Origin of the sequence: Thiocystis minor, assembly GCF_016653465.1 — a bacterium.
Classification (GTDB): Bacteria; Pseudomonadota; Gammaproteobacteria; order Chromatiales; family Chromatiaceae; genus Chromatium; species Chromatium minus.
Window position 1 is genome coordinate 1 of the sequence record NZ_NHSQ01000041.1, and the last position, 25,466, is coordinate 25,466.

A 25,466-nucleotide genomic window follows, 5' to 3' on the forward strand; every position below is an offset into this window, starting at 1 on the left:
GCGGCGCCGAATTCCTCTGTGTCCTGGGATTCATCCTCGACGGGCGACCCTTCTCGGTGGCTTGTGACGTGAGGCGTGCCTGGCCCTAATGGTGGCGCTTGATTAGTTTTGTACTGTACTGAGCATATTAATATAAAATATTGATTTTTAAATGTTTTTTAAAATACTAAATTGAAGTCGATATTTTCATTCTCCACTCTTGATTCTGTTGATGTACTTAAGTATTGAGGCGAGTCGAATCGTTTTTCGACTGCATGGACACACGACAAAAACCGCGCTGCCGGGGGAGGACGAAGCTAATGATCCAATCACGCCTGCCTGGGCCTGGGCTGCGGAAGCGGTCGGCACTGAATGTAGAGCCTGCTTGCCCTGCGGCCGCCGATCGATACCAGCCGCTCCTGTCAACGATCTCGGTCGATCTCGCGGCACAAAACCACTCATCGCGCCATCACGGCAAACCAACCGTCGCGCACCGGATCCGTCGCGGGGTCGGCAGCCATGGCGGCGGTACGAATCTCCCCCGCCCGTGTCCTCGGGGATGCCAATGGGAACGAGGCGAGACGCCGGTTGGCCCACAAGGGCGGCTGATCCAGGCGACACCATGCGTTCGCCACGACCGCGTGGCCTGTCAGCATCCGGCGGCAGAGAAAGAGGAAGCACCATGCTAGATGCGCGGACGATCGGCCTGCTGAGGCGCTTGCCAAACAGCTTGGGCACTCCGAAAGAGCATCTTGTCCCTGGGATGGGAACGACAGCGGAAATCGCGGGAGCAGAGTCGGCTCGGTGCGGCAGTGGGAGGGCAAGATTCGTCATCACATTAACCATCCGTTGGATATGGTTCGCCTTATGCCTGGCATCGAGCGTGGTTTTTAGTCTCTAGTTATGTATCATCCATACATTGAGTGGGTGTGTAAAGAAACGGCGCTGGTTCAGTTTGGCTTGGAAATAAAAAACCACCGTCACGACGGGCTTCCGCCCTCCCTTGCGGCCCCGGGCCACGGCGGCGGACAAACCTGCCTTGGTGCGCTCGCGGATCAGATCACGCTCAAATTGTCCGAGCGCACCGAAAACGTGGAAGATGAGGCGACCGCCGGAGGTGGTGGTGTCGAGGGCTTCGCTCAAGGAGCGAAATCCCACACCACGCGCCTCCAGTCCGGCAACAACCGCGATCAGATGAGGCAAGGAGCGGCCCAGCCGATCAAGTCGCCAAACCCCAAGGACATCTCGCGAAGAGGTGTTCTGAGCGGAGTCGTGGTCAGTGTCGATGATTGCCAATCGGTGAGCGATCAACTCACGTGCGATAGCGAGCACGTCGCCGACCTTCATCAAAAATGGTGGAAGGTCGAGGAGGATCACACGTCGCTCAAGTCCAAGGCGGCTTTGGCCAATCACCGACACGGACGCGGCGTACGCAGGGTAACCACGCGATCCTCTCGATCTGCACGGTCTTAGCTCGACTGCCTCACACGGATCCACGCACTCAGTAATTTCGCGCGCCACGCGCAGCTCTCTGTCGAGGCGCTATGGATGGCTGACGGAATTTTCGAGGGGCGTGTGCATAAACCTGCCGCCAGCGGCTAATCTGGCGGTGGTTTCAGCGGAGAAAGTTCCCAGACATGTCATCGACAGCTCCCGACCGTGTTCGATCTGAAAGCGGTCAACCCGACAGCGGTGGTCGATGAGGATACCCGCGCCCCGCAACAGATCATCGGCCATATCGAGGCGCAGGGGCGCATCGTCTCCGAGGCATTGGCCAGGCTCTCGGCACTGCTGGCAGAGGGCGACTGAAGCGATGCCTTGCCTGATTCCTTTCACCTAAAAAAGAGCAGTCAGCTTCCAGCCTCAACATATCCGCTGGCGGCTGGCGGCTGGCGGCTGGCGGCTCATTCTAATGTCCCGTGTCGGCAATCCTGCCATCCAGAAAATGGATGACCCGATGCGCATAGTCAGCCATCTCGGCCTCGTGGGTGACCATCAACACGGTGATCCCTTGGTCGCGGTTGAGTCCGGTCAACAGCTCCATGATCTCGTGACTGCGCGCGGTGTCGAGGTTGCCGGTGGGCTCGTCGGCGAGCAGCAGGCTGGGTTGGGTGACAATGGCGCGCGCGATGGCGACCCGTTGCTGCTGACCGCCCGAGAGTTCGCCTGGCGTATGGTGCTCCCAGCCGGTGAGTCCGACCCGTTCCAAGGCTTGGCGCGCGCGGGTATGCCGTTCGAGTGTTGGCGTGCGGCGATAGATGAGCGGGAGTTCGACGTTTTCCAGGGCCGAGGTCCGGTTGAGCAGGTTGAAGCCCTGAAAGACGAAGCCGAGATAATGACGGCGCAGCAGCGCGCGCTGATCGCGGTCCAGGGATTCCACCAGCACCCCGCGAAAGCGATAGGAGCCGCCGCTCGGGGTATCCAGACAACCCAGAATGTTCATGGCGGTGGATTTGCCGGAACCGCTCGGTCCCATCACGGCGACGAATTCGGCCTGACGAATGATCAGATCCACGCCGTCCAGCGCGCGCATCGCGGCCAGCCCGCTACCATAGACCTTGGCGACCTGCCGGAACTCGATCAATGGCGCCGGATCGCTTGTCGTGGAGGTCGCATCGGGCTGATTCACGAGGCGCGCCCCGGACGCTCCGCGTCCACCAGCACCGGAGTGCCTGGCTCCAGCGGGTCGCCAAGCACCTCCGTCATGACTCCATCGGTGAGACCAATCTTGAAGGTGATCAAGGCCGGCTCGCCATCGCGAAGAATCCAGGCGCGCCCTTCCTTGCCGTTACGCTGACCGGTTTCGGTCTGCCGCTTGGATCTCGGCGGGCGTCTTGGCAGCAAGAGACCGACCAGACTCGGACCGCTCTCTTCCGCCTTGGGCTGGGGCGGGGTGAAGCGCAGGGCGAGGTTGGGGACCAGCAGCAGATCCCGCTCCTCGCGCACCAGGATATCGGCGGTCGCGGTCATCCCCGGACGCAGCGACAGATCGGCGTTGTCGACCGCCAGCAGGGCCGCGAAGGTCACCACGCCATTGACTGTCTCGGGGGCAAAGCGGACTTGGGTGATGGTCGCCGGAAACGTCCGGTGCGGATAGGCGTCGACCGTGAAGGTCGCCGGCTGGCCCTCCGCGACCTGCCCCACATCCGCCTCGTCCACCGCCACTTTGAGTTCCATCTGGGTGAGATTTTCGGCCAGGGTAAAGAGCACCGGCGTTTGCAGCGAGGCGGCGACGGTCTGCCCCGGCTCGACCACGCGATTAAGCACGATGCCGTCGATGGGCGAGCGGATGACCGTTTTTTCCAGGGTCCGACGATCGGCGTCGAGCTGGGCCTGAGCTTGATCGACCTTGGCATGGGCCACCGCCAGCGCGGCGCTCGCCCGCTCGGCCGCCGCGACCGCCGTGTCGAGTTCCTCCGGCGAGGCGAGACGTTTGGCGACCAGATCGCGCGTGCGGCCGAGCTTGCTCGCCGTCTCGTTGGCGGTTGCCTGGGCCTCGTCGACCTGCGCCCTGGCCAATTCCAGCGCCGCCGCGGACTGACGCTCCTTCGCCTGCGATTGGTCCGGATCGAGCCGGGCCAACACCTCTCCCCGCTTGACCCGGGCGTTGAAATCGACTTCCACGCTCTGGATGGTGCCCGACACCTCGGTGCCGACATCGACCTGGATCACCGGCTGCAACTGCCCGGTGGCCGTCACCTTGACGGTCAGATCGCCGCGTCGTATCTCATCCGTTTTGAAATCGATATGATCGCTGTTCTGGTTCCCGAACAGGAGCGTTCCGGCCAATGTCAGTCCGAGCACCGCCAGGGCGGTCAGCCAGAGCCATGGCCGTTGCCAGCCCGGCCGTCGTCCAGCAAGGCCGATCCGTTCGGCGATCGTGGTGTCGTGGGGTTCTCCCTCTAGGGTCATGCGGGTTACTCCAAAGGTTGCCAGACCACCGACCGTCAGGATTCATGGCGGTCCAGGACAGGCTATTCTCGAATCATGGAAACATTGAGGATCCAACCGGTCAATGCCTTCCAATCACGACCAGCGAGGGAGCGCGAATCAAACCATTGCACGGCGGTTTGGAACGGGGCATCCGCGACGATCCTTGTCGTTGTCGTTGTCGTTGTCGTTATCCGATTCGACAACGACAACGACAACGACAGTGAAAACAAGAACGACGACCGCGCGACGGGGTATTCACCCCGTCGCAACGTTTTCTGAACACCGGGATTTTGTCATCAATGCGCGAGGTCACGCATAGGCGTCGACGCCAACGAAGGCGCGAAGATCCTCGCGGACCTGAACCCGTTGAGCGGACTCATACGCCGAGAGCGCGCGCCGCGCATGGAGATTGTCCGTCGCCAGACGGATCGGCTCGGGAGCCCGCTGACGGAGAGACATCGGTTCCGCCTGCTGAACATTCGGCACGGCGCGACGGGTCAAGGGCACCTGCGTCTGCGCCTGCGGCGAAACGAAGGGGATTACCCGAGCATCCCTTTCCAGCCGCTGCTCCACGGGCAGCGGATAGGATGACGGGATCAATGAACCGGGAATCTGCATCTATCACCATGTGCAGCGCCGATGGCTTGACGAAGGAATGGCGCAACTTGAGTATCGTACGAAATGCGCCACCTTACCGAGATCCGTTTCAGACGCCAGCCGCTTCGAGGATTGACCGTATGACGAATCAATGGCGAGATTTTCTCACCGCCCGCAATGCCCATGTTGAAGACGACGGCGGCCTCCGCTTTCCCAAGGTCGATGGCCCGAGCGACAACCGGTTGTTCGATCTGTCTCATCTGGGGCTGATCGCGGTCCGCGGCGCGGACGCGGACACTTTCCTGCAAGGCCAGTTGACCAACGACATTCGCGAAGTCACCGCGACCCATACGCATCTGAGCGGCTACTGTAGCCAGAAGGGACGCCTCCTGGCGAGTTTTCGGGTCATGCGCATCGCCGACACCCTTTATCTTCAGACGCCCGCGGAGCGGTCGCCCGACGCACTCAAACGCTTGCGTATCTTCATTCTGCGCAGCAAGGTCGTCCTGGAAGACGCGAGCAACGACCTGATTCGCATCGGTATCGCCGGCGATCGCCTCGCGGATCTGCTCGCCGGTCAGGGTCTTATACTGCCGGAACGGGACAACGATTGCGCGAGCGATGAAACGCTGTCCGTGATCCGACTCCCCGGAGCAATCCCGCGTTGCGAGATCCTCGGCCCATTCGCTGCCATCGGTCCGCTTTGGGATCAGCTCGCCGGCCAGGCCACGCCCGCCAACCGTCTCGACTGGACGCTGCTGGATGTTCGGGCGGGGATTCCAAATATCCACAGCCAGACCGCCGAGGTCTTCATCCCGCAGATGATCAATCTGCAACTGATCGATGGCGTCAGCTTCCACAAGGGCTGCTACACCGGCCAGGAAGTGGTCGCGCGCATGCAGCATCTGGGCAAAATCAAACGCCGGATGTATCTCGCCGAGGTCGACTCGCCGGCGCCGCCGCAACCGGGCGAGGAACTCCACGCGCCTTCCAGTACTTCCCAGCAGGCCGCCGGCTGGGTGGTCGATGCCGCGCCGATCGACGAAGGGCGCCATGCGCTGCTCGCGGTCGTCGAGGTCAGCGCGGCCGAGGGAGGCGAGGTGCGACTTGGCGAACAGGGACCGGTGCTGCGCCTGCAAGCGCCGCCCTATGGGTTTCCCGAATCCTAACGTCAGGCACGCACGACCCAGATCCGTCGGCCCTGGGGGCTGATCGCCTCGGCGCTGACGGTGCGCTCGGCGATCGGCGGCTGACCCGAGCGACGATCGAAGACGATCAGCCAACCCGTGTCCAGCCACAATCCGGCCAGATACCCATCCAACTGCTCCAGTCCGGCGGCCAACGGATCGACCGCCCCCTCGCGCCAGACCTTGAGTTCCAGGCCGAGCGTGACCGCGCCATACCGCAGACAGAGATCCATGCGGCCCGAGCCGATGGCGTATTCGCGCTCCAGCGTCCCGCCACCGTTGATGACACGATGCAGAAAGGCCATGAGCACCAGATGGGGGGCGATTTCGTGATAGGGCGCGCTTTTCAGCAGCGGCTGGCCATGCTGGCGCCAGAAGGTGAGAAAGGCGTCGAGCAGGCGGTCGGGGTTCAGACTGGCGTCGGCGTTCAGCCAGGTCGGGGCGATCCGGGGCAGCGAGTCTTGCGGGCCGCTGGCGAGGGCGCGTGGCAAGACCTCGCGGTAGATGGGATTGGCGACCACCAGCCCACCCGCGCCATCGCGGCGCAGCAGGCCAAGATCCACTAGATACTGCCGCTCATCCTCCGGCACCGTCTCCAGCGCGGTTCCGGCCAGCATCGGCTCGATGACTCGCCGCACCCGCTCCTCGCGCAGTTTGTCGGCCAGTTGATCCAGATGCGTCACCCGATTGACGATCAGATACTCCTTCGCCTGGTCGATCAGCGCCGCCGTGACCGGGCGGGCGCGGGCGCGTCCCTCCGGCATCTCGAAGCAGACACGATAGGCCAGGGCATTGACCAGCCAGGGCTGCCCCTGGGTCAACGTCCAGACCCGCTCCAGCGCCTCGGGGGTGAACGACTGCCCGGTCTCGGCGGTGTGCTCGCGCAACAGGGCCGTGACCTCGGCGGCGTCGAAATCGCCCAGACGCAGCGATTTTGCCTTGATATTGAAGGCACTGCCGCCGGTGATCGGCGTGGCTTCCGAGCTGGCATGAATCCGGTAGTCGCGTAGATCCCGCACCCCGCAGAGAATGACGGTCTGCGGAAAGGACGCGGGACGCTGCGGATAACCGGCGCGCAGTTGGCGCAGCAGCGAGATCAGGGTATCGCCCACCAGGGCATCCACCTCGTCGAGCAGCAGCACCAGCGGTTGCGGAGACTGGGCGCACCAGCGGGTGAGAAACGCCTCCAGGCCCACCAGCGCCGATGGCCCCTGCAGCACCTCGCGGGCCAGCGCGTCGGCCCCGGCATCCCCCAAGCGCCAGCCGGCGCTATTGGCGATCGCCTGCACAACGGCACCAATCCCGGCCTCGACTCGCTCGCGCGCAGCCTGCGCGGCCTCGATATTGACGTAGAGCGCCCGGTAGCGTCCCTCCCGGTTCAGGTGCTCCATCAGCGCCAGCAGACAGGTGGTTTTGCCGGTCTGGCGCGGGGCGTGGAGCAGGAAATATTTCTTGCGATCGATCAGCGCCAGCACCTCATCCAGATCCCATCGCGCGAGCGGCGGAAGCGTGTAATGATCGGCGAGGCAGTTCGGGCCTTCGGTGTTGAAAAATCGCATGGGGGACTCCTGGACGCCGAGGCGCATCATGTCTTGCTCTCGGGGCGCCGACATCTTGATCGACCGACAAAGATGTGACGACCGGCCGTCAGGTCGCCGCCTCCGGGCGCATGTGCGGAAACAGCAGGACATCGCGGATCGAGGGCGAGTCGGTGAAGAGCATCACCAGTCGGTCGATCCCAATCCCCTCCCCCGCCGTGGGCGGCATGCCGTGTTCGAGGGCACGGATATAATCGGCGTCGAAGAACATGGCTTCCAGATCGCCGGCGTCTTTTTCGGCGACCTGTTGGCGGAAGCGCTCGGCCTGATCCTCGGCGTCGTTCAGCTCGGAGAAGCCGTTGGCGATCTCGCGCCCGCCGACGAAGAACTCGAAACGGTCGGTGACGAATGGATTGTCGTCGTTGCGCCGCGCCAGGGGTGACACCTCGGTCGGATACTGGGTGATGAAGGTCGGATCCAGCAGCCGGCTTTCAACCGTTTGCTCGAACAGCTCGATCTGAATCTTCCCCAGCCCCCAGGTCGGTTTGAGGGCGATCTTCAAGCGTGCGGCCACCGCGCGGGCGCGCTCCAGATCGTCGACATCCTCGGGCGTCAGTTCGGGATTGTGGTGCAGGATCGCCTCGCGCACGCTCATCCGCGCGAAGGGTTGGCCGAACTCGTAGCTCGCGCCCTGATACTCGATGCGGGTATATCCGAGCACCTGAAGCGCCATCTGGCGCAGCATGTCCTCGGTCAGGTCCATCAGATCTCGATAGTCCGCGTAGGCTTCGTAGAACTCCAGCATCGTGAACTCGGGGTTATGCCGGGTCGACAAGCCTTCGTTTCTGAAATTGCGGTTGATTTCGTAGACCTTTTCCAGACCGCCGACGACGAGTCGCTTGAGAAACAGCTCGGGGGCGATGCGCAGGAACAACTGCATGTCCAGCGCGTTATGGTGAGTCACGAAAGGGCGCGCGACCGCCCCGCCGGGGATCACCTGCATCATCGGGGTCTCGACTTCCAGATAACCCCGCCCATTCAGATACTCGCGGATGAACTGAACGATGGCCGTGCGGATGCGGAAGGTCTCGCGCGTCCCGCTGTTCATGATGAGATCCAGATACCGCTGACGGTAACGGCTTTCCATGTCGGTCAGACCGTGGAATTTCTCGGGCAGCGGACGCAGCGCCTTGGTCAAGAGACGGAGACTGTCGCAGCGGATCGACAGCTCGCCGGTCTTTGTCTTAAAGAGCACGCCCTCGGCGCCGAGGATATCGCCCAGATCCAGATCGCGCTTGAAGCTGGCATAGTCATCCTCGCCGATCAGATCGCGCTGGACGAAGATCTGGATGCGCCCCGACAGATCCTGAAGGTGCGCGAAGCTCGCCTTGCCCATGACGCGGCGCGTCATCAGACGCCCGGCTACCTTGACCCGCAGATCGCGCGTCGCCAGCGATTCGGCCTCCTGCTCGCCGTACTCGGCCAGGAGTTCGCCGGCCACCGCATCGCGCCGAAAGTCGTTTGGGAAGGCGATGCCCTGCTCGCGCAGATGCGTCAGCTTCTCGCGTCGTTGGGCGATCAACTTGTTTTCGTCCGGCACCTCATGGGGCGCCGAATTGGGATTGGTCTCGGTCGGGGGTTCGTTCATCCGTTTGGGATCTCCAGGGCAACAGGGTGATTTCCGGAAAACCGCATCTCGGCGCACCCAGGCGCGCAAGGGACAGGATTCACGGGAGTTAGCAAGATTGACAGGATTCTTCGTCTTGGTCGTCGTTCCGAGCACCGTCGGAGCCCCCTGGGAGCGCCACCCTGGGAGCGCCGACTTGCAGTCGGCGCTCCCAGGGCGCTTAAAGCCCGCTTTTGAGGCTAGCCTCGATAAAGGGATCGAGATTCCCGTCCAGCACCGATTGCGTATTGGCGATTTCCACGCCGGTGCGCAGATCCTTGATCCGCGACTGGTCCAGCACATAGGAGCGGATCTGACTGCCCCAGCCGATGTCGGACTTGGTGTCCTCCAGCGCGTCCTGCGTGGCGCGGCGCTTCTGCATCTCCAGCTCATAGAGTTTGGCCTTGAGCTGTTTCATCGCCTGATCCTTGTTCTTATGCTGCGAGCGGTCGTTCTGGCACTGAGTCACGGTGTTGGTCGGCAGATGGGTGATGCGTACCGCCGACTCGGTCCGGTTGACGTGCTGACCGCCGGCACCGCTCGCCCGATAGACATCGATGCGAAGATCCGCCGGATTGATCTCGATCTCGATGCTGTCGTCGACCTCGGGCGAGACGAACACGGAGGCAAAGGAGGTATGACGACGATTGCCCGAATCGAACGGCGACTTGCGCACCAGCCGATGCACGCCGATCTCGGTGCGCAACCAGCCATAGGCGTAATCGCCCTCGAACTTGATGGTGGCCGACTTGATCCCCGCGACTTCGCCGGGCGAAACCTCCATGAGTTCGGTCTTGAAACCGCGCCGCTCGCCCCAGCGCAGATACATGCGCAACAGCATTTCGGCCCAATCCTGCGCCTCGGTGCCGCCCGAGCCGGACTGGATATCGACGAAGGCGTTATTGGCGTCCATCTCGCCGGCGAACATGCGCCGGAATTCCAGTTCGGCCACGCGCGCTTCATGGGTCTGGAGATCGGCGACCAGCGACTCGACGGTCGCCTCATCGCCTTCCTCGACGGCCATGGAGAGCATGTCATCGGTGTCGGTGAGCGCGGTCGTCAGCTCGTCAATGGTGAGCACGATCGCTTCCAACTGCGCACGCTCGCGGCCCAAAGCCTGAGCGCGGCTCGGATCGTTCCAGATGGTCGGATCCTCAAGCTCCCGCAGAACCTCGGTCAGTCGTTCCTGGCGATCCGCATAGTCAAAGATACCCCCGGAGGGACTCGACGCGCCCCCGCAGGTCGTTGATCTGGGAAGTGATCGGGTTGAGATCGAGCATGGTCGGCTCCGGCGGATAAAACCGTGCAGTATAGTGGGCCTGCATCGCCGAATAAACCGCCGTGACAGCGCCTGCTGGCGCGAGCGCGTCCAGAGCCGATGCGCAAGAGAACGCATGTGATGCCTGCGGCGGATTAAGCGCCCCAACCGTCTTGCAGCGACCGCCCGCATAACGACGACCAGTCATCCTCGGAAAGCTCCAGTTCCCGCCGGGCGGCGTCCCGATAGGCGATCATCTCGGGCAGTTCGTGGTTCCCCAGCGAGAGTGCAATCAGGTAATGCGACAGTTGCGCGATGGCGATCAGCGAGTGTACTCGTGGATCGTCCAGCGCATGGTCACGCGCGGCGTGATGATGATAGATCGCCAAAGCCAGATGTTCGGGAAGCTGCCAGGTGCTGGCCAGCAGGAAGCCGACGGTGGCGTGATCCGCGCCCAGGGCGGCGCGTTCGTGCTCCATCAGCGATTGGGGCGCGCCGAAGCGCAGTACCCATTCGTAGCCGTAATTCTCCAGCAGATCGGCGAAGATCAGGCTGCCGACATCGTGCATGAGGCCAAACAGGTAGGCTTCTTCCGAGCCGATGCCCTCGACCAGACCCGAGATGATCGTCGCCACGCGGGCCTGTTCCATGATGGATTCCCAGACGACGCGGGCCGAACCCTTGGCGTCTCCAAGCATGCGCTCGATCGAGGTCGCGGTGACCAGATTGACCAGTTGGTTGATCCCCAGCAGCATGACGGCCTGTTGAACGCTGGCGATCTTGGTCCGGCGCGCGAAGATCGGCGCGTTGACCTTCTTGAGAATCTGTCCGGTCAACGCGAGATCCTGCGCGATGAGATCGGCGACGACCCTCAGGTTCGGTTCCGGTCGGGTCAGTTCCGCGCGCAACGCGAGCACCACATCGGGAATCTGCGGAACCCTGGCTTTGCGCACGGCCTGGAAAGCCGCTTCGAGAGCCGCTTTCGGCGGATATGGCGAAATGATCGAGCACTGGGAAGGCGTTGTCATCTGGTCGGCCCTGGATACGCTGGTCATGACGAGCCTCTGGACTCGGCACCAACGCGAAGCTTAACCCAAACGGCCGGCGCGTCCGCGATTTCCCCGTCACATCCCTGAACCCTGATCTGTGCCCCGCATAAAAGGCAATCGATCTCTCTGGAACTGATCTGACCATCCCGCGACCTAATAGAGATAGCCTGATCCTGGGCGCTGAATCAGTTGCGACTCCCGTGACCAACGTCATGAACACTGATGCCGCCTTACGCCTGCTTGGCGAATCGCCCGACGCGCTGATCGCGACCGACGCTCAGGGACGGGTGATCTATTGGAGCCAAGGCGCGGAGACCGTCTTCGGTTATCCCCGCGCGGAAGCGGTCGGTCAGGCATTGAATGCGCTGGCGCAATGGCTCAAGGCCCATCCGCGGCTGCGCCAGATCCCGCTGGTGGCGGTGACGGCGCTGGCCATGGTAGGCGACCGGGAACGTGTGCTTGCCGCCGGCTTCTACGGTTATCTCGCCAAGCCCATCGCGCCCCGTGCCTTCGTCGGTCAGGTCGAGGCGTTTCTGCCTTGGAGACGGTGGCGACGCTGCTGGGACGGCCGCAAGCCTTGCTGTTCGTGCGAGCCGCCCAGGACATTCTGAACGTCCGCCACGCGGCGGCCGGTCTAATGGATCAGGGTGGCCGGGTCGTCCATCTGGCGACCCGCGGGCTGCCGGACGCGGTGCATCACGCCCTGGCCACCCAACCGCCGAGCGGCCTGATCGCCCAAGCGCTGCGACAGGGAACCCCGCAAAGCATTCGGGACTGGTCCGGCGAGACTCCGCCGCCGGGACTGCCGGACGGCCATCCGCCCCTGCGGACCCTGCTGGCGTTGCCCGTCCACTCGGCAGTGCGCACCTACGGCTGGCTCTATCTCGCCGACAAGCTGGGCGCGGACGCCTTCGCCATTGAGGACGAACAGATCGCCGCCACCTTCGCCGCCCAACTCGCCCTGGCGTGCGAAAACCTCGCGCTCTTCGAGGAGGCCCAGGAGTACGCCCGCGAGTTGGAGCGGGAGGTGACCGAGCGGCGCGCGAGCGAGTTGCGCTTTCGCCACGCGGTCGAGGAAGGGGCGTTCGCGCTGGCCTGGATCGGTCTGCCGGACGGCGAGTCACTGCGACCGCGCGCATGGCGGGCGCGGGATCCGCAGGCGCACCCCCAAGCCATTGGACCAGCGGTCAGCGCCGCGGACGAGGCCGAGGCGCGACGGGTGCTCGACAGCGGGCGGGTGTCGATCCGCAACGATCTGCGCCTGGAGGAGTCCGCCGCCGGGCCGCTGGATCCTCCCTGGGCCTGGATGTCCGGTCGCGGGCCGCGCTCCCCCTGAGCCGGGACGGAGCACTGGTCGGCGTGTTGATGCTCTACGCGCGCGAGGCTGGTTTTTTCGACGCGGAAGAACAGCGCCTGCTCGCGAACTGGCGGGAGATATTTCATTTGCCCTGCAATACATCGCCAAGGCGGAGCGCCTCGACTATCTGGCCTACTACGACCCGCTCACCGCTCTGCCCAATCGCAGTCTCTTCGTGGACCGGCTCGGTCAATTGCTGCAAGGCGCCCACCACGAAGGCTCCCAGGTCGCGGTGATCCTGGTGGATCTGGACCATTTCAAACGCATCAACGATACACTGGGCCGTCATGTCGGCGATGGCGTGCTCCAGGCGGTGGCGGAACGTCTCGCCGCCACACTGGAAGAACCTTCCAGCCTGGCGCGCGTGGGGGCGGATACCTTTGCCATCGCGATCGCCGCGCTGCCCGCCGGAGCCGATGCCATGGCGATTTTGAGACGCTGCATCGTCGATGGAAACGCGGCAGTTCGCGGTTCATCTCCAGCCCAAGGTGAGTCTGCGCGACGGCACGATCGTCAGCGCCGAGGCGCTGCTTCGTTGGAACCATCCGACCCGGGGTCTGGCCTCCCCCGCGAGCTTTATTCCGCTGGCGGAGGAAAGCGGGCTCATCGTCCCCCTCGGCGCGTGGGTGCTGCGCACCGTTTGCGCCCAGCAGGCCGACTGGCAGAAGAAGAGCCTGCGCACGGTTCCGGTGGGGGTGAATCTATCGGCGGTCCAGTTTCGCGAGAGTCGGGGGCTATTTCCTTTTCATGCCGTGAAGATCGACCGCGCCTTCATCGTCGATATCGTCCATAACCCGGAAGACGCCGCCATTGCCAGTGCGATCATCACCATGGCGCGGCGTCTGGGTCTGACCGTGGTGGCGGAAGGCGTGGAGACGGTCGATCAGCTCGACTATCTGCGCGCCGCGGGCTGCGACGAAATGCAGGGGTATCTGTTCAGCCAGGCGGTGCCGCTGGAGACGTTCGCGGCCATGCTAAGGCGGGAAAGCGTCTGGCCCTGCCAGCCGCGCGCGACCGCGATTGACGGCAGCGTTGGCAGGCGATGCAATCAGACGGACGGCGTCGACCAAAACCGATCAAGCGCGACAATCGTCTCCGGGAGCCTCTCCCAATGCGGCAGCCCCAAATTCGGGGCGAGCCGGACCCGCTGCCAGTTGGGATGTCTGGCGACGAACGCATCCAGGTGCTCGAAGGTAATGTACGGATCCTGATCGGCAATCGCCAACACCGGCAGATCCGTCAGCTTGGCATAGAGCCGATCCATCGCATTGGGCGTAAAGAGTTGCATGGAGAGGAAGGTCAGGGGCGCGTGCCGGGCGCCCGGCTGATGGGACGTGGCATGCGCATAGTCGATGACCTCGGCGGGGACATCGCCCACGAAGGAGCGGCCCAAAAAATAGCGGATGCTGGGACGGGATGCCACCAGGTCATAAAGCCCCTGACTCACGAGCGGGATGGTCAACGCCTTGTGCGCAATCCTCGCGCTCCGCAAGCTCGGTACCGGACGCAGGCTGAATCCGGTCGGCGAAATGACGACGAGCGAGGCGACCTGCCCCGGCGTCGCGAGGGCCGCGCGGGCGGCGAACTCCGCGCTCAGCGAGAGCGCGAGGACATCCGCGGGTTGCTGGACGATCTGACGCAAAAAATCCGCGAGGGCATTGGCATAGAGATCTGGCGTATAGGGCCGCGCTCCGCGCTCGGAGTGGCCGAAACCCGGCAGGTCGAGGCTGTACACCGGCCGCTGGCCGCGATACTGCTCGAACAGCGGCCGCATCTCGAAGCTGCTGGGCGCGGCATTGATACTGTGCACCAGCACCAGGGGCCGGCCGTCGCCCTTCGTGTCGACGTAATAGGCGATCCGCCCGGCACGTTCGCTGACGAAATCGAATCTGGGCGCCGTCAAGGCGTCGGCAAGTACTGACTTGTTCAAACATAGCTCCTGAGACGTGGTTTAAGGCATCTCGTCAAGGAATTGCGGTCGTTCGATGGCGTAGCCCTGTGCGTAATCCACCCCGATATCCTGCAGCAGTTCCAGAATCTCGCTGTTTTCCACGTACTCTGCAATGGTTTTCTTCCCCATGAAATGGGCGATCTCATTGAATGATTTAACGATTTCTCGGTCGTGAGGGCTGATCAAAATATCCTTGACAAAGGATCCGTCGATCTTGACATAGTCGACCGGTAACTGTTTCAGATAGCTGTAGGACGACATGCCAGAGCCGAAATCGTCCAGCGCAATACGGCAGCCCAATGCCTTGATCTCGCCCAGAATCATGGCCGCCTGTTCGAGATTCACGATGGCGGCCGTCTCGGTGACCTCGAAACTGACGACATCGACTGGCACCTGAAAACGTTCCAGGCTGGAGCGAATGAATTTCAGCAGATCCGGATCGCTGAGCGACTGTCCCGAGAGATTGATGGCGATACCGCCGATCGCTCGCGCCTGAACCGGATGTTCATTGAGCCATCGGAAGGCGGTCTCGATCACCTGGCGATCGACCTCGCGCATCCGATTGAACGCTTCGGCGGCGGCGATAAAGGATTGCAGCGGGAGCGGAGCCCCCTGGTCATCGTAAACGCTGAGCAGGATTTCGCAATGCGGCGTCAGTTCGCGATTGGGATCGATCGGAACGATCCGCTGATAACGCAGACGATGGCGGCCGGATTTGATGACATCCTCCGCTTGCGCCCAGCCGCGCAAGTGATCCAACTGACGGACAATGATCGCATCGTTCTCGCTGAAGAGGAGGACACGATCCCCCCCCTCCCGATGCGAGGCCAGACAGGCCACGCTCGCCGCCGACATCAGCGTTTCCGGACTGGTCGCGTCGTCGCTCAGCAGCACCATGCCGAGACTGCCCGCCAGCCGGAATGGTTTGCCTTGCAGATCGCAGGGCATCGTCGTCAACCCGGCGCGAATCGCCTCGCCGATTTCGGACGCGTGGTCGCGATTCATCGCCGGCATGAGCAAACCGAAGCGGCATCCGCCCAGGTAGGCGAGACAGAACGCGTCCGGAACCACATTTTCCAACAGTCTGGCGACCGCCACCAGGATGCGCTCGCCAGCCGAATAGCCAAAGGTTCCGGTGAGCGTGTCGTAACGATCCAGTTCCAGGAACGCCAGGGCATGCGTGGCGTCGGAATCCTTGCCTGACAGGAGCAGTTGGGTCAGCGAATCCAGCAAACGTCGCTGATTGGCCAGGCCGGTCAATGGATCGTGCGTTTCGTGATAAATGAGACGTTCCTGCATCTCCGTCAACGCAGCGTCGGCGGCACGGGCGACCACCCGCTTGGCGGTCGGCGCCCCCTCGGCGTGCGCCTGACCGCGCGCAAAGGCCTCGGCCAGGCGCTGGCGGCGCAGCACCTTCACCTTCTTGCCCATCGTATCGGTAATCGCCAGGCGAGAACCGTCGTCGTTGCGCCAGATGAGTCGCAGTACCTTGCTCGCGTCCTTGTTCCGCATCCACAGCAGAGCGCCGAGCGGCAAGCCGCTGACCCGCGCCAGCCCCCGCTCCCAGTCCGCGGCGGACAGATCCGCCGGAATCCGTTCGGGTTCGCTCTCGGCATCCGGAATCAAGGGAGAAAAAATCAGAAAATCCTCATCCCGAGAGAGGGATGCGGAGACGCGACGCACGCCGGTTTCAATCCGCCCCAGCAGTTCATTACTACGGATCGAGTCAATTCCGATGTAACTCAGGCCCGCGCGCAGTTGCTCGATCATCGACTCCAGGGTAAGGGACTCCCGCGCGTCGCCTTCTCCCTCGCCCACGTCCTCGCCACCGCTCATGCGGTGCAGACTCAGCAGGAGATTCCAGTACCGATGCCAGCGCGCCCCTGCAATTCCCCCATTGGCACACGCCGATTCCAGCAGGCTCCGCCAGCCAACCTGAACCAATTCATCGACGGCCTGGTGAATCCGCCGTCCGGTCAGTGCGCTGTTCAGCCGTTCGCGCACCTGCTCGCGCGCCAGGCGTTCCCGCTCTTTCGCCTCGCAGACATTCACCCAGTTGACGATATTGTCTTGATAGTCGCGACCCGCCTTGGATTCGATGGTTTCCAGCCGTTTGGATAGTTCATTCAGCGCGGCGGGATCCCGCTCATCGCTGGAGACCAGCGTTTGAGCCGCTTCCTCGAACTCGCGCTGTAAGCCCCGATCGTCGCCTTCCTGATTCAGCAGGAACAGCGCAAGTTGTTCTAACTGATTCAGCAGGGTGACCAGCGGTTGACGGGTATCCGCCATCGCGCCCGGCTCGGTGACCGCCATGGACAGAAAACGCCTGGACAAGGACTTGATGAGCGATTTGATCTGTGGCGGGGTCGAGGGATCTGTCAGCATGTGCGACAGGAGCCGGTCGGTCACATCGACCCGTTCCTCAACCTGCGGAGACATCACCGGCTGGCGCTCGGGATGACTCCCGTCCTGTTTCGGCTCGGCGCTTCGCAGCCATTGGGCGACCAGTTCCCGCAGCGGGCGGTCTGGGTCTGCCTCGGGGAGTTGGAAATCGACGGGCAGTTGGGAGAGCAGATCGGCGACGCGCCGCCCACCCGCGTAATGGCGCGTCGGTCGCCTCTGCGCCCGGTACGCCGACCCGGAGGGGTACAGAGCCAACCGATCGGCGGCCTGCGTGTCCTGAATCGTCTCTGACTCAGCGCGCTGGACTCCGGCTGGCGCGGCCGCGACGCGGTCCTGGGGGGGGGCGAAATCCGGCGTGTCGCTCGGAACTGCGTATCTCGTGGCATCGGCTGCTACCGAGGTCTGGATATCGGTGTCTGTCGTCCGCGGCGGCTCGATGTCGGCGAGTCCCGAGGACGTCCAGGCCCGCAACACCTCCCGATAAAAAGCGCCCAGATTGCTCGATAAATGGTTGGCGACAATCCGCATGGACAGTCTTTGCAGTTCCTTGCCGAGGCCAATTTCGCTCAGTGCCTGCTCAATGGTTTCGGCCAGTGCCAGGGGCTCCATCGGGAGTGACGTATCCTGGAAAATCGCGGAGACCTGGGTGCGCAGGGCGTCCAGCGGTTCGCGTAACTCTTCCTCCAGACGGTTGGCCAATTCCGATTTCGCCAGCCAGACCTCGAATTCTTCCTGATCGACGAGTTGCAAACCGTCCGCCGGGGGGGCAGCCTCCATTCTGGCGGTTGGAACGGCACCCGCGTTTTTCGCCTTGCCGAGATTCCGCAAGGCGTCGAGCAATTCCTGACGGATCCGGCGCGGGATGCTTTCATCCTGAATCGCCCTGGCCAGCAGGCCGATTTCGCCTGTAAAGCGCGCGCGCTCGGCATCGCTCATCGCGCGCTCGCTGTGCGACCAGAGATCCTCCACGAGGCTCTCCAAGAGCGAATCGAGCATGCTGTCCAGACCCTGCCGTCCCACTTCCTGCAAGACCTCGCGCGCCCGAAGCCGGCCGGGATTCAGCTCGAGATCCGCCTCCGGCGGACGCGCCGCGGCGGCCGTCTCGCCAATAAAACGGGCAAGACGCGCCCGGCCATTCCCCTCCAGCCGGATAAACCGCGCGCCCAGCCCGCGATCGACGCGATGGAGAATCTCGACCACGGCCTGAACGGGATCCATGCTCTGCGCGTCCGGCAGGTCAAAATGCAGATCGACATGTTCGCCCGAGACAAAAGGCAGTTCCGGCGCTGTCGCGGAGCTGTCCAGAAGCACGCCGCCATTGCAGATATTCAGCACCCTGCAATTGGTCGGAAGCTGATTGCGGCCGCGCACCTTTGCGTGCAGATCAACCGGATGACGGGTCTGAATGCGACGCTCTCTATACTGTCTTTGTTGGTCAGTCATGTTCTGGATAATACGTATTGGACCATCGGATGCCAGCAGGAAACCTCAGCGAAGATACACCCCGTCCATTCCGATCTTACCGGGTCCGTTGAGTACATAAATCCCCGCTGAATTCGCCTTGACGTGGAACCCCAGGCGGCCGTCGCTGGCGATTTCCGCCCCCGTCACGGCGTCGCGATACACGCCGGGCTTGACGCCCTCGATCGCGATTTGTTGCTCGGCCCCGATCGCCAGACCGACAATGACATAACTCCCGCCCTCTGAATAGTCGCGCACAAAGCGCATTCCACTGCCCCATTCGGCGAGATGGCTCATCCGCGCCTTCTGCAGCGCGGGAATGGCCCGGCGGATCAGATTCAGACGCTGGATGTGACGATACAGCGGATGCGCCTGGGTCTGAGCGATCCGTTCATCGGTCAGATGATCGCCGAAATAGGCGCGACCGGTCCGATGCAGCGTATCGCGCTCGCCCTCGACATCCTGGGGCGCGCCCTTCATGAACTCGATCTCCTCGCCATAATAGAGACAGGGGATGCCGCGCGCGGTCCAGATCAGATTATAGGCGGCCGCCGCCATCCATTGATCGCCCTTAAAACGGTATTTGAAATCGTTGTCCGGACCGACATCGTGATTCTGCAAAAAGGTCACAAGCTGCGTCACATCGCCATAGATCCAGTCCATGCCGAGGATTTGCGCGGTTCCGGCATAGGTACCCTTGCTCACGGTATCGCGAAAGGTCGAGAACAGACCGAAATCGAGCTGCGGAAACCCCGAGTCCCCGCCCGCTTCTGGATCCAGCGGATCGTGTCCGAGCCGCGTGTACCACCAGGGCCGGATCTGCGACGGGCCATTGTCGCCACCGCCCAGATCGCCCCAGCCATAGCCCTTGACCAAATTCTCGCCGAACACGAACAGGCCCGGTTTGTGCGCCTTCCAGGCATTGATGTATTCGAGCAGATTATCGCGCTCGACATGCTTGACGGTGTCGATGCGCAGCGCATCCACGCCCATGTCCAGATAGCGATTGATGGCGTTGATGAGGTAGTCCTTCACGTTCTGACGCTCGGTGGCCAGATCGATACAGTCGCCCGCCAGATGTTTTTGCTGGAGCGGATGGGCGCTCTCCCAATCGCCGCCGCAGATGAAGCCCTCCTGATGATACCAGTCGGGGTCCAGATCCTGGGCGTCGATCCCGAAGAAGCGTCCGGGGCGATAACCGGGCTGGGGGACGGTCTCGCCGGTCTTGGGGTCGAGCAGCGGCTCGCTGCCATCCGGGTCGCGCGCGTGGCGCTCGCGGTACCACGCGGGCGCGAGCGGATTGTCGATGTCGTCGCGATTCGGCCAGGCATAGTTGCCGAGGTTGCCCTGATAGGGACCGTGATCCACCCGGCCCGGCTCGGAACCCTGCGGCACATAATATTTGATCGGCAGATGGTCGATATGGACCTGTCCGCGAATGCCGTACTGACAGGAATGATTGACCACCACGTCCTGAATGATCTTGATGCCCTTGGCGTGCGCCGCGTCGATCAGATCCTGATAGGTGGCGTCAGGCGACTCCAGGCGCGGATCGATGCGGGTCCAGTCGTAGGGGTGATAGCCGTGATAGTCCAGACCGGAGCGGTTCTCCACCGGCGGGGTGATCCAGATGGCGGTGAAACCAAGGTCGCGAAGATAGTCCAAACGCTGGATCAGACCCTTGAAATCGCCGCGCCAGTGGGGGTCGACCGGGTTGCCGGATTCGTCGAACTGGATACGGTCGCGGCAGAAAAAATTGTTCGAGGGATCGCCGTCGTAGAAACGGGTCGTCAGCAGAAAATAGATGGTCTCCTCGCGGAAATCGGTACGCTCATGCAGCGGACGCGGTTCGCTGGACACCTGAGATCGGGGCGGCGCTGGGGGGATGACGGGCGTGGATCGATGCTCGGGTCTGCTCGCGGACCAATGTCCGCTGGCGTTCAGCCAGCCATTCACGCTGCGGAACTGGTCCTTCGTCTGTCGACCCTGGCCGTCGTGGAAAACCAGGTAGAGCGACTTCAGGCCATGAAACCGGATGCTGAACCAACCGTCGCCCTGGGGCTCCATGGCAACACCCGGCCAATCGCTCTCGGCGCCGCCCGGATGACCGGTCCAATAATGGACATGGATGGTGTCGGCCCAATCCTCGGGCCGTTCGAAATGGACAATCAAATCCGGCATCGTGAACGTCCTCCAAATCAAACTGTAAAGATGCTTTCAGGCGTCAGCCACCGATCCCGTGACACTGCGGAGCGGCGTCACGGGAAGATCGCTGCCACGTGCAATCCGAATCAGCCCCGCCAGGTCGCGAAGGCCCGATCCAAGCTCGCCTGGATGCTCGACAGCAACCGCTCGATGGGCTTTTTGTGGACGCTGTACTTGAGCTTCAACAGTTCCTTCTCCTCGCTCGCCGCCAGCAGATAATCGTCGCTGGTCTGAATGGCGTCCACCAGCCCAAGCTCCACGGCGCGCTGGCCGTGCCAATATTCGCCGGTCGCCACCCGCTCCAGATCAAGGGCGGGACGGTACTCGGCAACGAAGCTCTTGAACAGCTCGTGCGTCTCCTCCAACTGTTCGCGCAGCTTCTGGCGGCCTTCGTCCGTGTTTTCGCCGAAAACGGTAAGGGTGCGCTTGTACTCGCCCGCCGTATGCAGCTCGAAATCGACCCCGTGACGCTCCAGCAGACGATGGAAGTTGGGCAACTCGGCGAGCACGCCGATGGAGCCCAGAATGGCGAAGGGCGCGGCAAGAATGCGGTCGGCCACGCAGGCCATCAGATACCCGCCGCTGGCCGCGACCTTGTCGACCGCGACCGTCAGCGGGATGCCCTTGGCCCGAATGCGCGCCAACTGGGAGGCCGCGAGTCCGTGTTCGCTGACCATGCCGCCGGCATTATCGAGCCGCACCAGCACCTCGTCGCCCGGCTGCGCCTCCAGCAGGAGCGCGGTCACCAGCACCCGGAGCGCGGCGACCTCGCTGGCTCGGATATCGCCGTTGAACTCGATGACGAACAAACGCGGGCGGTCGCTCTGCGCCGCCTTCTCGCGTTCCTTTTCGCGCTTGCGTTCGGCCTTGAGAAAGGTCTTGTAGGCCTTTTTCGGCAGCGAGAATTCCTTGAGTGCCTGGGTCAGCGAACGATAGCGCTCATTGAGATCGGTGATCTCCAGATGTTCGCTATGATCGCTGCCCTGCCGGGCGCGGAGCGCCAGGATCAGAAGCACGGCGATCCCGAGAACCAGCGTCAGGGTTTTGGCCAGAAACAGACCGTAATCGAACAGCGAGGCAAACAGCAGATCCATCATGATAATCGTGGTCAGTGGTCAAGCGTGAAATCCAAAGAGCGCGGCGACACGAAATCAATGCGCGCATCCGCGACGCTCAAGCGAGCGTCGCGGATGCGCGGTGGGGCGCCAGCGTGAAGTTAGCGCGATGGATCATAATATACGGCGGCGTCGAAGACGGAGAAATCACGCGATCGTTGGCGAAATCGCGCGAATCAAAGGTGGAACTGCGCCTGCGTCACATCCTGGCCTGCGACGACATCGAAGACTCGCCGTGCGCTGGCCGTACTGAATAACAAGCCGGATCTGGCGGACCTCGCGTCAACGGTCTGGAACTGGTCGCCGCCGGCATCGGAAAAAAGGAGGCAAAAGAGCGGGCGCAAGCCATTGCCGGGCGATTCGGCAAGCTTAAGGTCAAGAAAGAAAAACGAACCACGCAACGACCTGAAAATCGAACAACTTACCCATTTCAACCCGGAATGAAGAAAGCGCCATCGATGCCTTGGCCTAAGCGGTCTCAGCCCGAGACGCAGACTCGTCCGCGACATCGACGATCGCCCTGACCCAGGACTCCATCGCCAAATTGGCCAGCGGCATGGGCGCTTCCAGAAAGGTCACCACGAAGCTGTCCGGCTTCTCGACCACACCGATGGAACGAGGGCGCACGGCCATCACATGGGCATTCGGCAGATGCGTACCAAAACAAAAGACGATGTGCTTGGCGGCCAGGATGTCATGAGCGATCTCGCCCTCGGGGAGCGCGCTGGTGTGCTCGAAATGATCGAAGGTGGCGATAAGCCGGGCAATTTTGTGCTCGCTCACGCAGTCGTTCAGATAGGCGATGATGGCGTCGACATCGCTGAAGCGGGTCTCGGTCTTCGGCACTTCCAGGGTATAAACGGGGTATTTCTCTTGCAGGAGGAACTGTTGCATAAATGCTCTCTGGATGGTTCGGAGGTGGGTGGATAACCGACTAAAATTCTAAGCAATGTCGCGCGGCAAGCATTGAAGATTCGCAATTCCGACGCGCCACATGCCGAGAGCGCCGCCAGTCAGCTCGCTTGACAAGGCCGGTTTTTGCATTACATTGTTAGCACTCTAACGGGTCGAGTGCTAACAAACCTCGCGCCAAGTGCTTGAGTTGTCCTGACCAACCCCAGCTTCCATCAAACCCTGAGATTCCCCGAGGGAGATCGCTATCCATGAAACTCCGCCCTTTACATGACCGTGTCGTCATCCGCCGCAGCGAGGAGGAACGCACCTCCGCCGGCGGGATCCTGATCCCGGACAGTGCCGCCGAAAAGCCGATCCAGGGCGAGGTGATCGCAGTCGGCAACGGCAAGCTGCTCGACAATGGCGGCGTGCGACCGCTCGACGTCAAAGTCGGCGACCGGGTGCTGTTCGGTAAATATTCGGGCACCGAGGTCAAGCTGGCCGACGAAAAACTGCTGGTGATGCGCGAAGACGACATCATGGGCGTCATCGCCTAGCGTCCCGCCGACGCTTCACTGATCACCGATCACTGACCACTCCATTCTTCACCGAGGCTCGAACCGCATGACCGCAAAACAGATTTTTTTTAGCGAACAATCCCGCACCAAGATGCTGCGCGGCGTGGACATCCTCGCCAACGCCGTCAAGGTCACGCTCGGTCCCAAGGGCCGCAATGTCGTGATCGAGAAGTCCTGGGGCGCGCCCACGGTCACCAAGGACGGCGTGTCGGTCGCCAAGGCGATCGAACTCAAAGACAAGTTCGAGAACATGGGCGCGCAAATGGTCAAGGAGGTCGCCTCCAAGACCTCCGATGTCGCCGGCGACGGCACCACCACCGCCACCGTGCTCGCCCAGGCGATGGTCCGCGAGGGTCTGAAGGCGGTCGCCGCCGGCATGAACCCGATGGACATCAAGCGTGGTATCGATCAGGCCGTCGAAGCCTCGGTCGCGGAACTCCAGAAACTCTCCCGTCCCTGCTCGACCAATAAGGAAATCGCCCAGGTCGGCACCATCTCGGCCAATACCGATGAGTCGATCGGCAACATCATCGCCGAAGCGATGGAAAAGGTCGGCAAGGAAGGCGTGATCACGGTCGAGGAAGGCAAGTCGCTGAACAACGAACTCGACCTGGTCGAGGGTATGCAGTTCGACCGCGGCTATCTGTCGCCCTACTTCATCAATAACCAGCAGAGCCAGAAGGCCGATCTGGAAGATCCCTACATTCTGCTGCACGACAAAAAGATCTCGAACATCCGCGATCTGCTCCCCATTCTGGAAGCCATCGCCAAGGCCGGTCGGCCGCTGCTGATCGTCGCCGAGGATATCGAGGGCGAGGCGCTGGCGACCCTGGTCGTGAACAATCTGCGCGGCATTCTCAAGGTCTGCGCGGTCAAGGCGCCCGGCTTCGGCGATCGTCGCAAGGCGATGTTGCAGGATATCGCCACCCTCACCGGCGCGACCGTCATCGCCGAGGAAGTCGGTCTGTCGCTCGATAAGGCGACCCTGAACGAGCTGGGTTCGGCCAAGAAGATTCAGGTCGGCAAGGACGACGCGACCATCATCGACGGCGCCGGTTCGCATGACGACATCAAGGCGCGTTGCGAGCAGATCCGCAGTCAGGTCGAGGACACCACCTCCGACTATGACCGCGAGAAGCTCCAGGAACGTCTGGCCAAGCTGGCCGGCGGCGTCGCGGTCATCAAGGTTGGCGCGGCCACCGAGATGGAGATGAAAGAAAAGAAGATGCGCGTCGAGGATGCGCTGCACGCCACGCGCGCGGCGGTCGAGGAAGGCATCGTCCCCGGCGGCGGCGTCGCGCTCGTGCGTGCCATCGGCGCGGTCAAGGATCTGAAGGGTGCGAACGCCGATCAGGATGTTGGCATCGCCATCGCGCGTCGTGCCATGGAAGAGCCGCTGCGTCAGATCGTCGCCAACGCGGGCGAGGAATCCTCCGTGGTCATGAGCAAAGTCGCGGAAGGCACCGGCAGCTTCGGCTATAACGCCGCCAACGGCGAATATGGCGACATGATGGCGATGGGCATCATCGACCCGACCAAGGTCTCGCGCACCGCGCTACAGAATGCCGCGTCGGTCGCCGGTCTGATGATCACCACTGAGGCGATGGTCGCCGACGAACCCAAGAAGGAAAAGGGGGCGGCGGGTCCAGGCGCTGGCGGCATGGATGATATGGACTATTGATGATTTCACTCGCGTAAAATCATGTGATTGTTCGATGAGTTAAACAGGAAACGTGCGTGCCCGAACTCGGGCACGCTCGCGGCCTTTCCTCCAAGCAATCTGCCGACAAAGCATGCCGACAGACCATCCTCCCTTTGCGGGTTATTCTTGTCCGAATGTCATTCGGTCGTCACATGATGCGATGTCCGAATGACAATTGTCAATTGACCCGTCATCGAAAAAAGCCGTAAATAGCCCGCTTGATCTTCCGGTGCCCGGATGGCCTTCGCCTGATGGGTTAAACGGGAAGTCGGTGCGCGCGCCTTCATGGATGCGCAATGCCGACGCTGCCCCCGCAACGGTAGACGAGCGAACCGCATCCGACGCTGGATGCGGTTCAAGACGCGACCAGATGCCACTGTGATCACTCATGGGAAGGCGTCGCGTTGGGGTTATGCCCGCTCGTAAGCCCGGAGACCGGCCAGAAGATCCGGGGTCGTCGACTTTTCCTGATTTGGAACGGTGGACGGTCTCTCACCGGGGTCGCGTGGGGCGGCTGGCCGGGATGCTGGCCCCGTCGTTTTCCCGTGGTCTCGCTCTCGTCCCGACTCCTCGCCGATCCTCCCTGGATTGGC

At 62.5% G+C, this 25,466-nt stretch carries 20 protein-coding genes, 2 pseudogenes and 1 riboswitch; of the genes and pseudogenes, 9 read left to right on the forward strand and 13 right to left on the reverse strand.

Features of this window, described 5'->3' with window-relative positions:
- Positions 1 to 876: 876 nt before the first annotated feature.
- On the reverse strand, positions 877 to 1,356 hold the full coding sequence (locus tag CCR95_RS03465; protein ID WP_338115338.1) for a recombinase family protein: 480 nt from the start codon (positions 1,354 to 1,356) through the stop codon (positions 877 to 879).
- Positions 1,357 to 1,638: 282 nt separating this feature from the next.
- On the opposite strand from CCR95_RS03465, the gene CCR95_RS03470 reads away from it, so the two are divergent.
- Positions 1,639 to 1,788: a hypothetical protein gene (locus CCR95_RS03470; protein ID WP_201091886.1), complete on the forward strand. Its 150-nt coding sequence runs from the start codon at positions 1,639 to 1,641 to the stop codon at positions 1,786 to 1,788.
- Between the two features lie 100 nt (positions 1,789 to 1,888).
- Here the strand turns inward: CCR95_RS03470 and CCR95_RS03475 are convergent, their stop codons facing one another.
- From CCR95_RS03475 to CCR95_RS03485, 3 genes are all read right to left on the reverse strand, one after another.
- A complete protein-coding gene (locus tag CCR95_RS03475) occupies positions 1,889 to 2,608 on the reverse strand; it encodes an ATP-binding cassette domain-containing protein (protein WP_201091887.1) in 720 nt (239 codons plus the stop codon).
- On the reverse strand, positions 2,605 to 3,891 hold the full coding sequence (locus CCR95_RS03480; protein ID WP_201091889.1) for an efflux RND transporter periplasmic adaptor subunit: 1,287 nt from the start codon (positions 3,889 to 3,891) through the stop codon (positions 2,605 to 2,607). Before CCR95_RS03480 ends, CCR95_RS03475 begins: the two co-directional genes overlap by 4 nt.
- 330 nt (positions 3,892 to 4,221) lie before the next feature.
- Positions 4,222 to 4,530 (reverse strand): hypothetical protein, encoded by a 309-nt coding sequence (locus CCR95_RS03485; RefSeq protein WP_201091891.1) that lies wholly within the window; start codon positions 4,528 to 4,530, stop codon positions 4,222 to 4,224.
- A 119-nt stretch (positions 4,531 to 4,649) separates the two neighbouring features.
- On the opposite strand from CCR95_RS03485, the gene ygfZ reads away from it, so the two are divergent.
- Complete coding sequence (ygfZ, locus tag CCR95_RS03490) at positions 4,650 to 5,678, forward strand: CAF17-like 4Fe-4S cluster assembly/insertion protein YgfZ (protein ID WP_201091893.1); 1,029 nt, start codon at positions 4,650 to 4,652, stop codon at positions 5,676 to 5,678.
- 2 nt (positions 5,679 to 5,680) lie between these two features.
- On the opposite strand, the gene CCR95_RS03495 is transcribed toward ygfZ, so the two are convergent.
- The 4 genes from CCR95_RS03495 to CCR95_RS03510 all read right to left on the reverse strand — a co-directional run bounded on the left by CCR95_RS03495 (position 5,681) and on the right by CCR95_RS03510 (position 11,186).
- Positions 5,681 to 7,255, reverse strand: coding sequence for an ATP-binding protein (locus CCR95_RS03495; RefSeq protein ID WP_201091895.1), 1,575 nt, complete (start codon positions 7,253 to 7,255; stop codon positions 5,681 to 5,683).
- Positions 7,256 to 7,343: 88 nt separating this feature from the next.
- Positions 7,344 to 8,882 carry a lysine--tRNA ligase gene (lysS, locus tag CCR95_RS03500; protein WP_201091904.1) on the reverse strand — a complete coding sequence of 513 codons (1,539 nt, stop codon included), beginning with the start codon at positions 8,880 to 8,882 and terminating at the stop codon, positions 7,344 to 7,346.
- A gap of 199 nt (positions 8,883 to 9,081) precedes the next feature.
- Positions 9,082 to 10,180, reverse strand: a protein-coding gene (gene prfB / locus CCR95_RS03505) for a peptide chain release factor 2 (protein WP_201091906.1) whose coding sequence is annotated in 2 segments (ribosomal slippage) — positions 9,082 to 10,104 and positions 10,106 to 10,180 — 1,098 coding nt in all. Because the reading frame shifts where the segments join, the coding sequence is not laid out codon by codon here.
- Positions 10,181 to 10,313: 133 nt separating this feature from the next.
- Complete coding sequence (locus tag CCR95_RS03510; RefSeq protein WP_201091907.1) at positions 10,314 to 11,186, reverse strand: HDOD domain-containing protein; 873 nt, start codon at positions 11,184 to 11,186, stop codon at positions 10,314 to 10,316.
- Between the two features lie 233 nt (positions 11,187 to 11,419).
- On the opposite strand from CCR95_RS03510, the gene CCR95_RS03515 reads away from it, so the two are divergent.
- From CCR95_RS03515 to CCR95_RS25140, 4 genes and pseudogenes are all read left to right on the forward strand, one after another.
- Complete coding sequence (locus CCR95_RS03515; RefSeq protein ID WP_207188503.1) at positions 11,420 to 11,818, forward strand: PAS domain-containing protein; 399 nt, start codon at positions 11,420 to 11,422, stop codon at positions 11,816 to 11,818.
- Positions 11,755 to 12,543 (forward strand): GAF domain-containing protein, encoded by a 789-nt coding sequence (locus tag CCR95_RS03520; RefSeq protein ID WP_201091918.1) that lies wholly within the window; start codon positions 11,755 to 11,757, stop codon positions 12,541 to 12,543. The genes CCR95_RS03515 and CCR95_RS03520 overlap by 64 nt, the downstream gene beginning before the upstream one ends.
- A gap of 196 nt (positions 12,544 to 12,739) precedes the next feature.
- A pseudogene (locus tag CCR95_RS26255) lies at positions 12,740 to 12,949 on the forward strand (GGDEF domain-containing protein); the annotation flags it as partial.
- A 64-nt stretch (positions 12,950 to 13,013) separates the two neighbouring features.
- Positions 13,014 to 13,496: pseudogene (locus CCR95_RS25140) on the forward strand (EAL domain-containing protein); the annotation flags it as partial.
- A gap of 116 nt (positions 13,497 to 13,612) precedes the next feature.
- Here the strand turns inward: CCR95_RS25140 and CCR95_RS25145 are convergent.
- The 4 genes from CCR95_RS25145 to sohB all read right to left on the reverse strand — a co-directional run bounded on the left by CCR95_RS25145 (position 13,613) and on the right by sohB (position 21,681).
- Positions 13,613 to 14,494, reverse strand: a complete 882-nt coding sequence (locus CCR95_RS25145) for an alpha/beta fold hydrolase (protein ID WP_242523042.1) — start codon at positions 14,492 to 14,494, stop codon at positions 13,613 to 13,615.
- Between the two features lie 21 nt (positions 14,495 to 14,515).
- A complete protein-coding gene (locus CCR95_RS03535; RefSeq protein ID WP_201091923.1) occupies positions 14,516 to 18,361 on the reverse strand; it encodes a DUF1631 family protein in 3,846 nt (1,281 codons plus the stop codon).
- A gap of 45 nt (positions 18,362 to 18,406) precedes the next feature.
- Complete coding sequence (locus CCR95_RS03540) at positions 18,407 to 20,560, reverse strand: alpha-amylase family glycosyl hydrolase (protein WP_201091926.1); 2,154 nt, start codon at positions 20,558 to 20,560, stop codon at positions 18,407 to 18,409.
- Positions 20,561 to 20,670: 110 nt separating this feature from the next.
- A complete protein-coding gene (gene sohB, locus CCR95_RS03545) occupies positions 20,671 to 21,681 on the reverse strand; it encodes a protease SohB (protein WP_201091928.1) in 1,011 nt (336 codons plus the stop codon).
- A 14-nt stretch (positions 21,682 to 21,695) separates the two neighbouring features.
- Between sohB and CCR95_RS03550 the strand changes: the two genes are divergently transcribed.
- Positions 21,696 to 21,956 carry a hypothetical protein gene (locus tag CCR95_RS03550; protein WP_201091930.1) on the forward strand — a complete coding sequence of 87 codons (261 nt, stop codon included), beginning with the start codon at positions 21,696 to 21,698 and terminating at the stop codon, positions 21,954 to 21,956.
- 211 nt (positions 21,957 to 22,167) lie between these two features.
- Here the strand turns inward: CCR95_RS03550 and CCR95_RS03555 are convergent, their stop codons facing one another.
- Entirely contained in the window at positions 22,168 to 22,593 is a 426-nt protein-coding gene (locus tag CCR95_RS03555; RefSeq protein ID WP_201091932.1) for a DUF6858 family protein, read from the reverse strand.
- 269 nt (positions 22,594 to 22,862) lie between these two features.
- On the opposite strand from CCR95_RS03555, the gene CCR95_RS03560 reads away from it, so the two are divergent.
- Together CCR95_RS03560 and groL are read left to right on the forward strand one after the other, a co-directional pair.
- Entirely contained in the window at positions 22,863 to 23,150 is a 288-nt protein-coding gene (locus tag CCR95_RS03560) for a co-chaperone GroES (protein WP_201091933.1), read from the forward strand.
- Positions 23,151 to 23,217: 67 nt separating this feature from the next.
- Positions 23,218 to 24,852: a chaperonin GroEL gene (gene groL / locus CCR95_RS03565; protein WP_201091935.1), complete on the forward strand. Its 1,635-nt coding sequence runs from the start codon at positions 23,218 to 23,220 to the stop codon at positions 24,850 to 24,852.
- A gap of 231 nt (positions 24,853 to 25,083) precedes the next feature.
- A riboswitch (cobalamin riboswitch) is annotated at positions 25,084 to 25,331 on the forward strand.
- Positions 25,332 to 25,466: the final 135 nt, after the last annotated feature.

Bases quoted from the DNA above. Each gene is read 5' to 3' on its own strand.
- lysS (WP_201091904.1), bottom strand. From the start codon at position 8,882: ATGAACGAACCCCCGACCGAGACCAATCCCAATTCGGCGCCCCATGAG.
- CCR95_RS03480 (WP_201091889.1), bottom strand. From the start codon at position 3,891: ATGACCCTAGAGGGAGAACCCCACGACACCACGATCGCCGAACGGATC.
- CCR95_RS03540 (WP_201091926.1), bottom strand. From the start codon at position 20,560: ATGCCGGATTTGATTGTCCATTTCGAACGGCCCGAGGATTGGGCCGAC.
- CCR95_RS03495 (WP_201091895.1), bottom strand. From the start codon at position 7,255: ATGCGATTTTTCAACACCGAAGGCCCGAACTGCCTCGCCGATCATTAC.
- CCR95_RS03485 (WP_201091891.1), bottom strand. From the start codon at position 4,530: ATGCAGATTCCCGGTTCATTGATCCCGTCATCCTATCCGCTGCCCGTG.
- CCR95_RS03560 (WP_201091933.1), top strand. From the start codon at position 22,863: ATGAAACTCCGCCCTTTACATGACCGTGTCGTCATCCGCCGCAGCGAG.
- sohB (WP_201091928.1), bottom strand. From the start codon at position 21,681: ATGATGGATCTGCTGTTTGCCTCGCTGTTCGATTACGGTCTGTTTCTG.
- groL (WP_201091935.1), top strand. From the start codon at position 23,218: ATGACCGCAAAACAGATTTTTTTTAGCGAACAATCCCGCACCAAGATG.
- CCR95_RS03510 (WP_201091907.1), bottom strand. From the start codon at position 11,186: ATGACAACGCCTTCCCAGTGCTCGATCATTTCGCCATATCCGCCGAAA.
- CCR95_RS03555 (WP_201091932.1), bottom strand. From the start codon at position 22,593: ATGCAACAGTTCCTCCTGCAAGAGAAATACCCCGTTTATACCCTGGAA.
- ygfZ (WP_201091893.1), top strand. From the start codon at position 4,650: ATGACGAATCAATGGCGAGATTTTCTCACCGCCCGCAATGCCCATGTT.
- CCR95_RS03535 (WP_201091923.1), bottom strand. From the start codon at position 18,361: ATGACTGACCAACAAAGACAGTATAGAGAGCGTCGCATTCAGACCCGT.
- CCR95_RS03515 (WP_207188503.1), top strand. From the start codon at position 11,420: ATGAACACTGATGCCGCCTTACGCCTGCTTGGCGAATCGCCCGACGCG.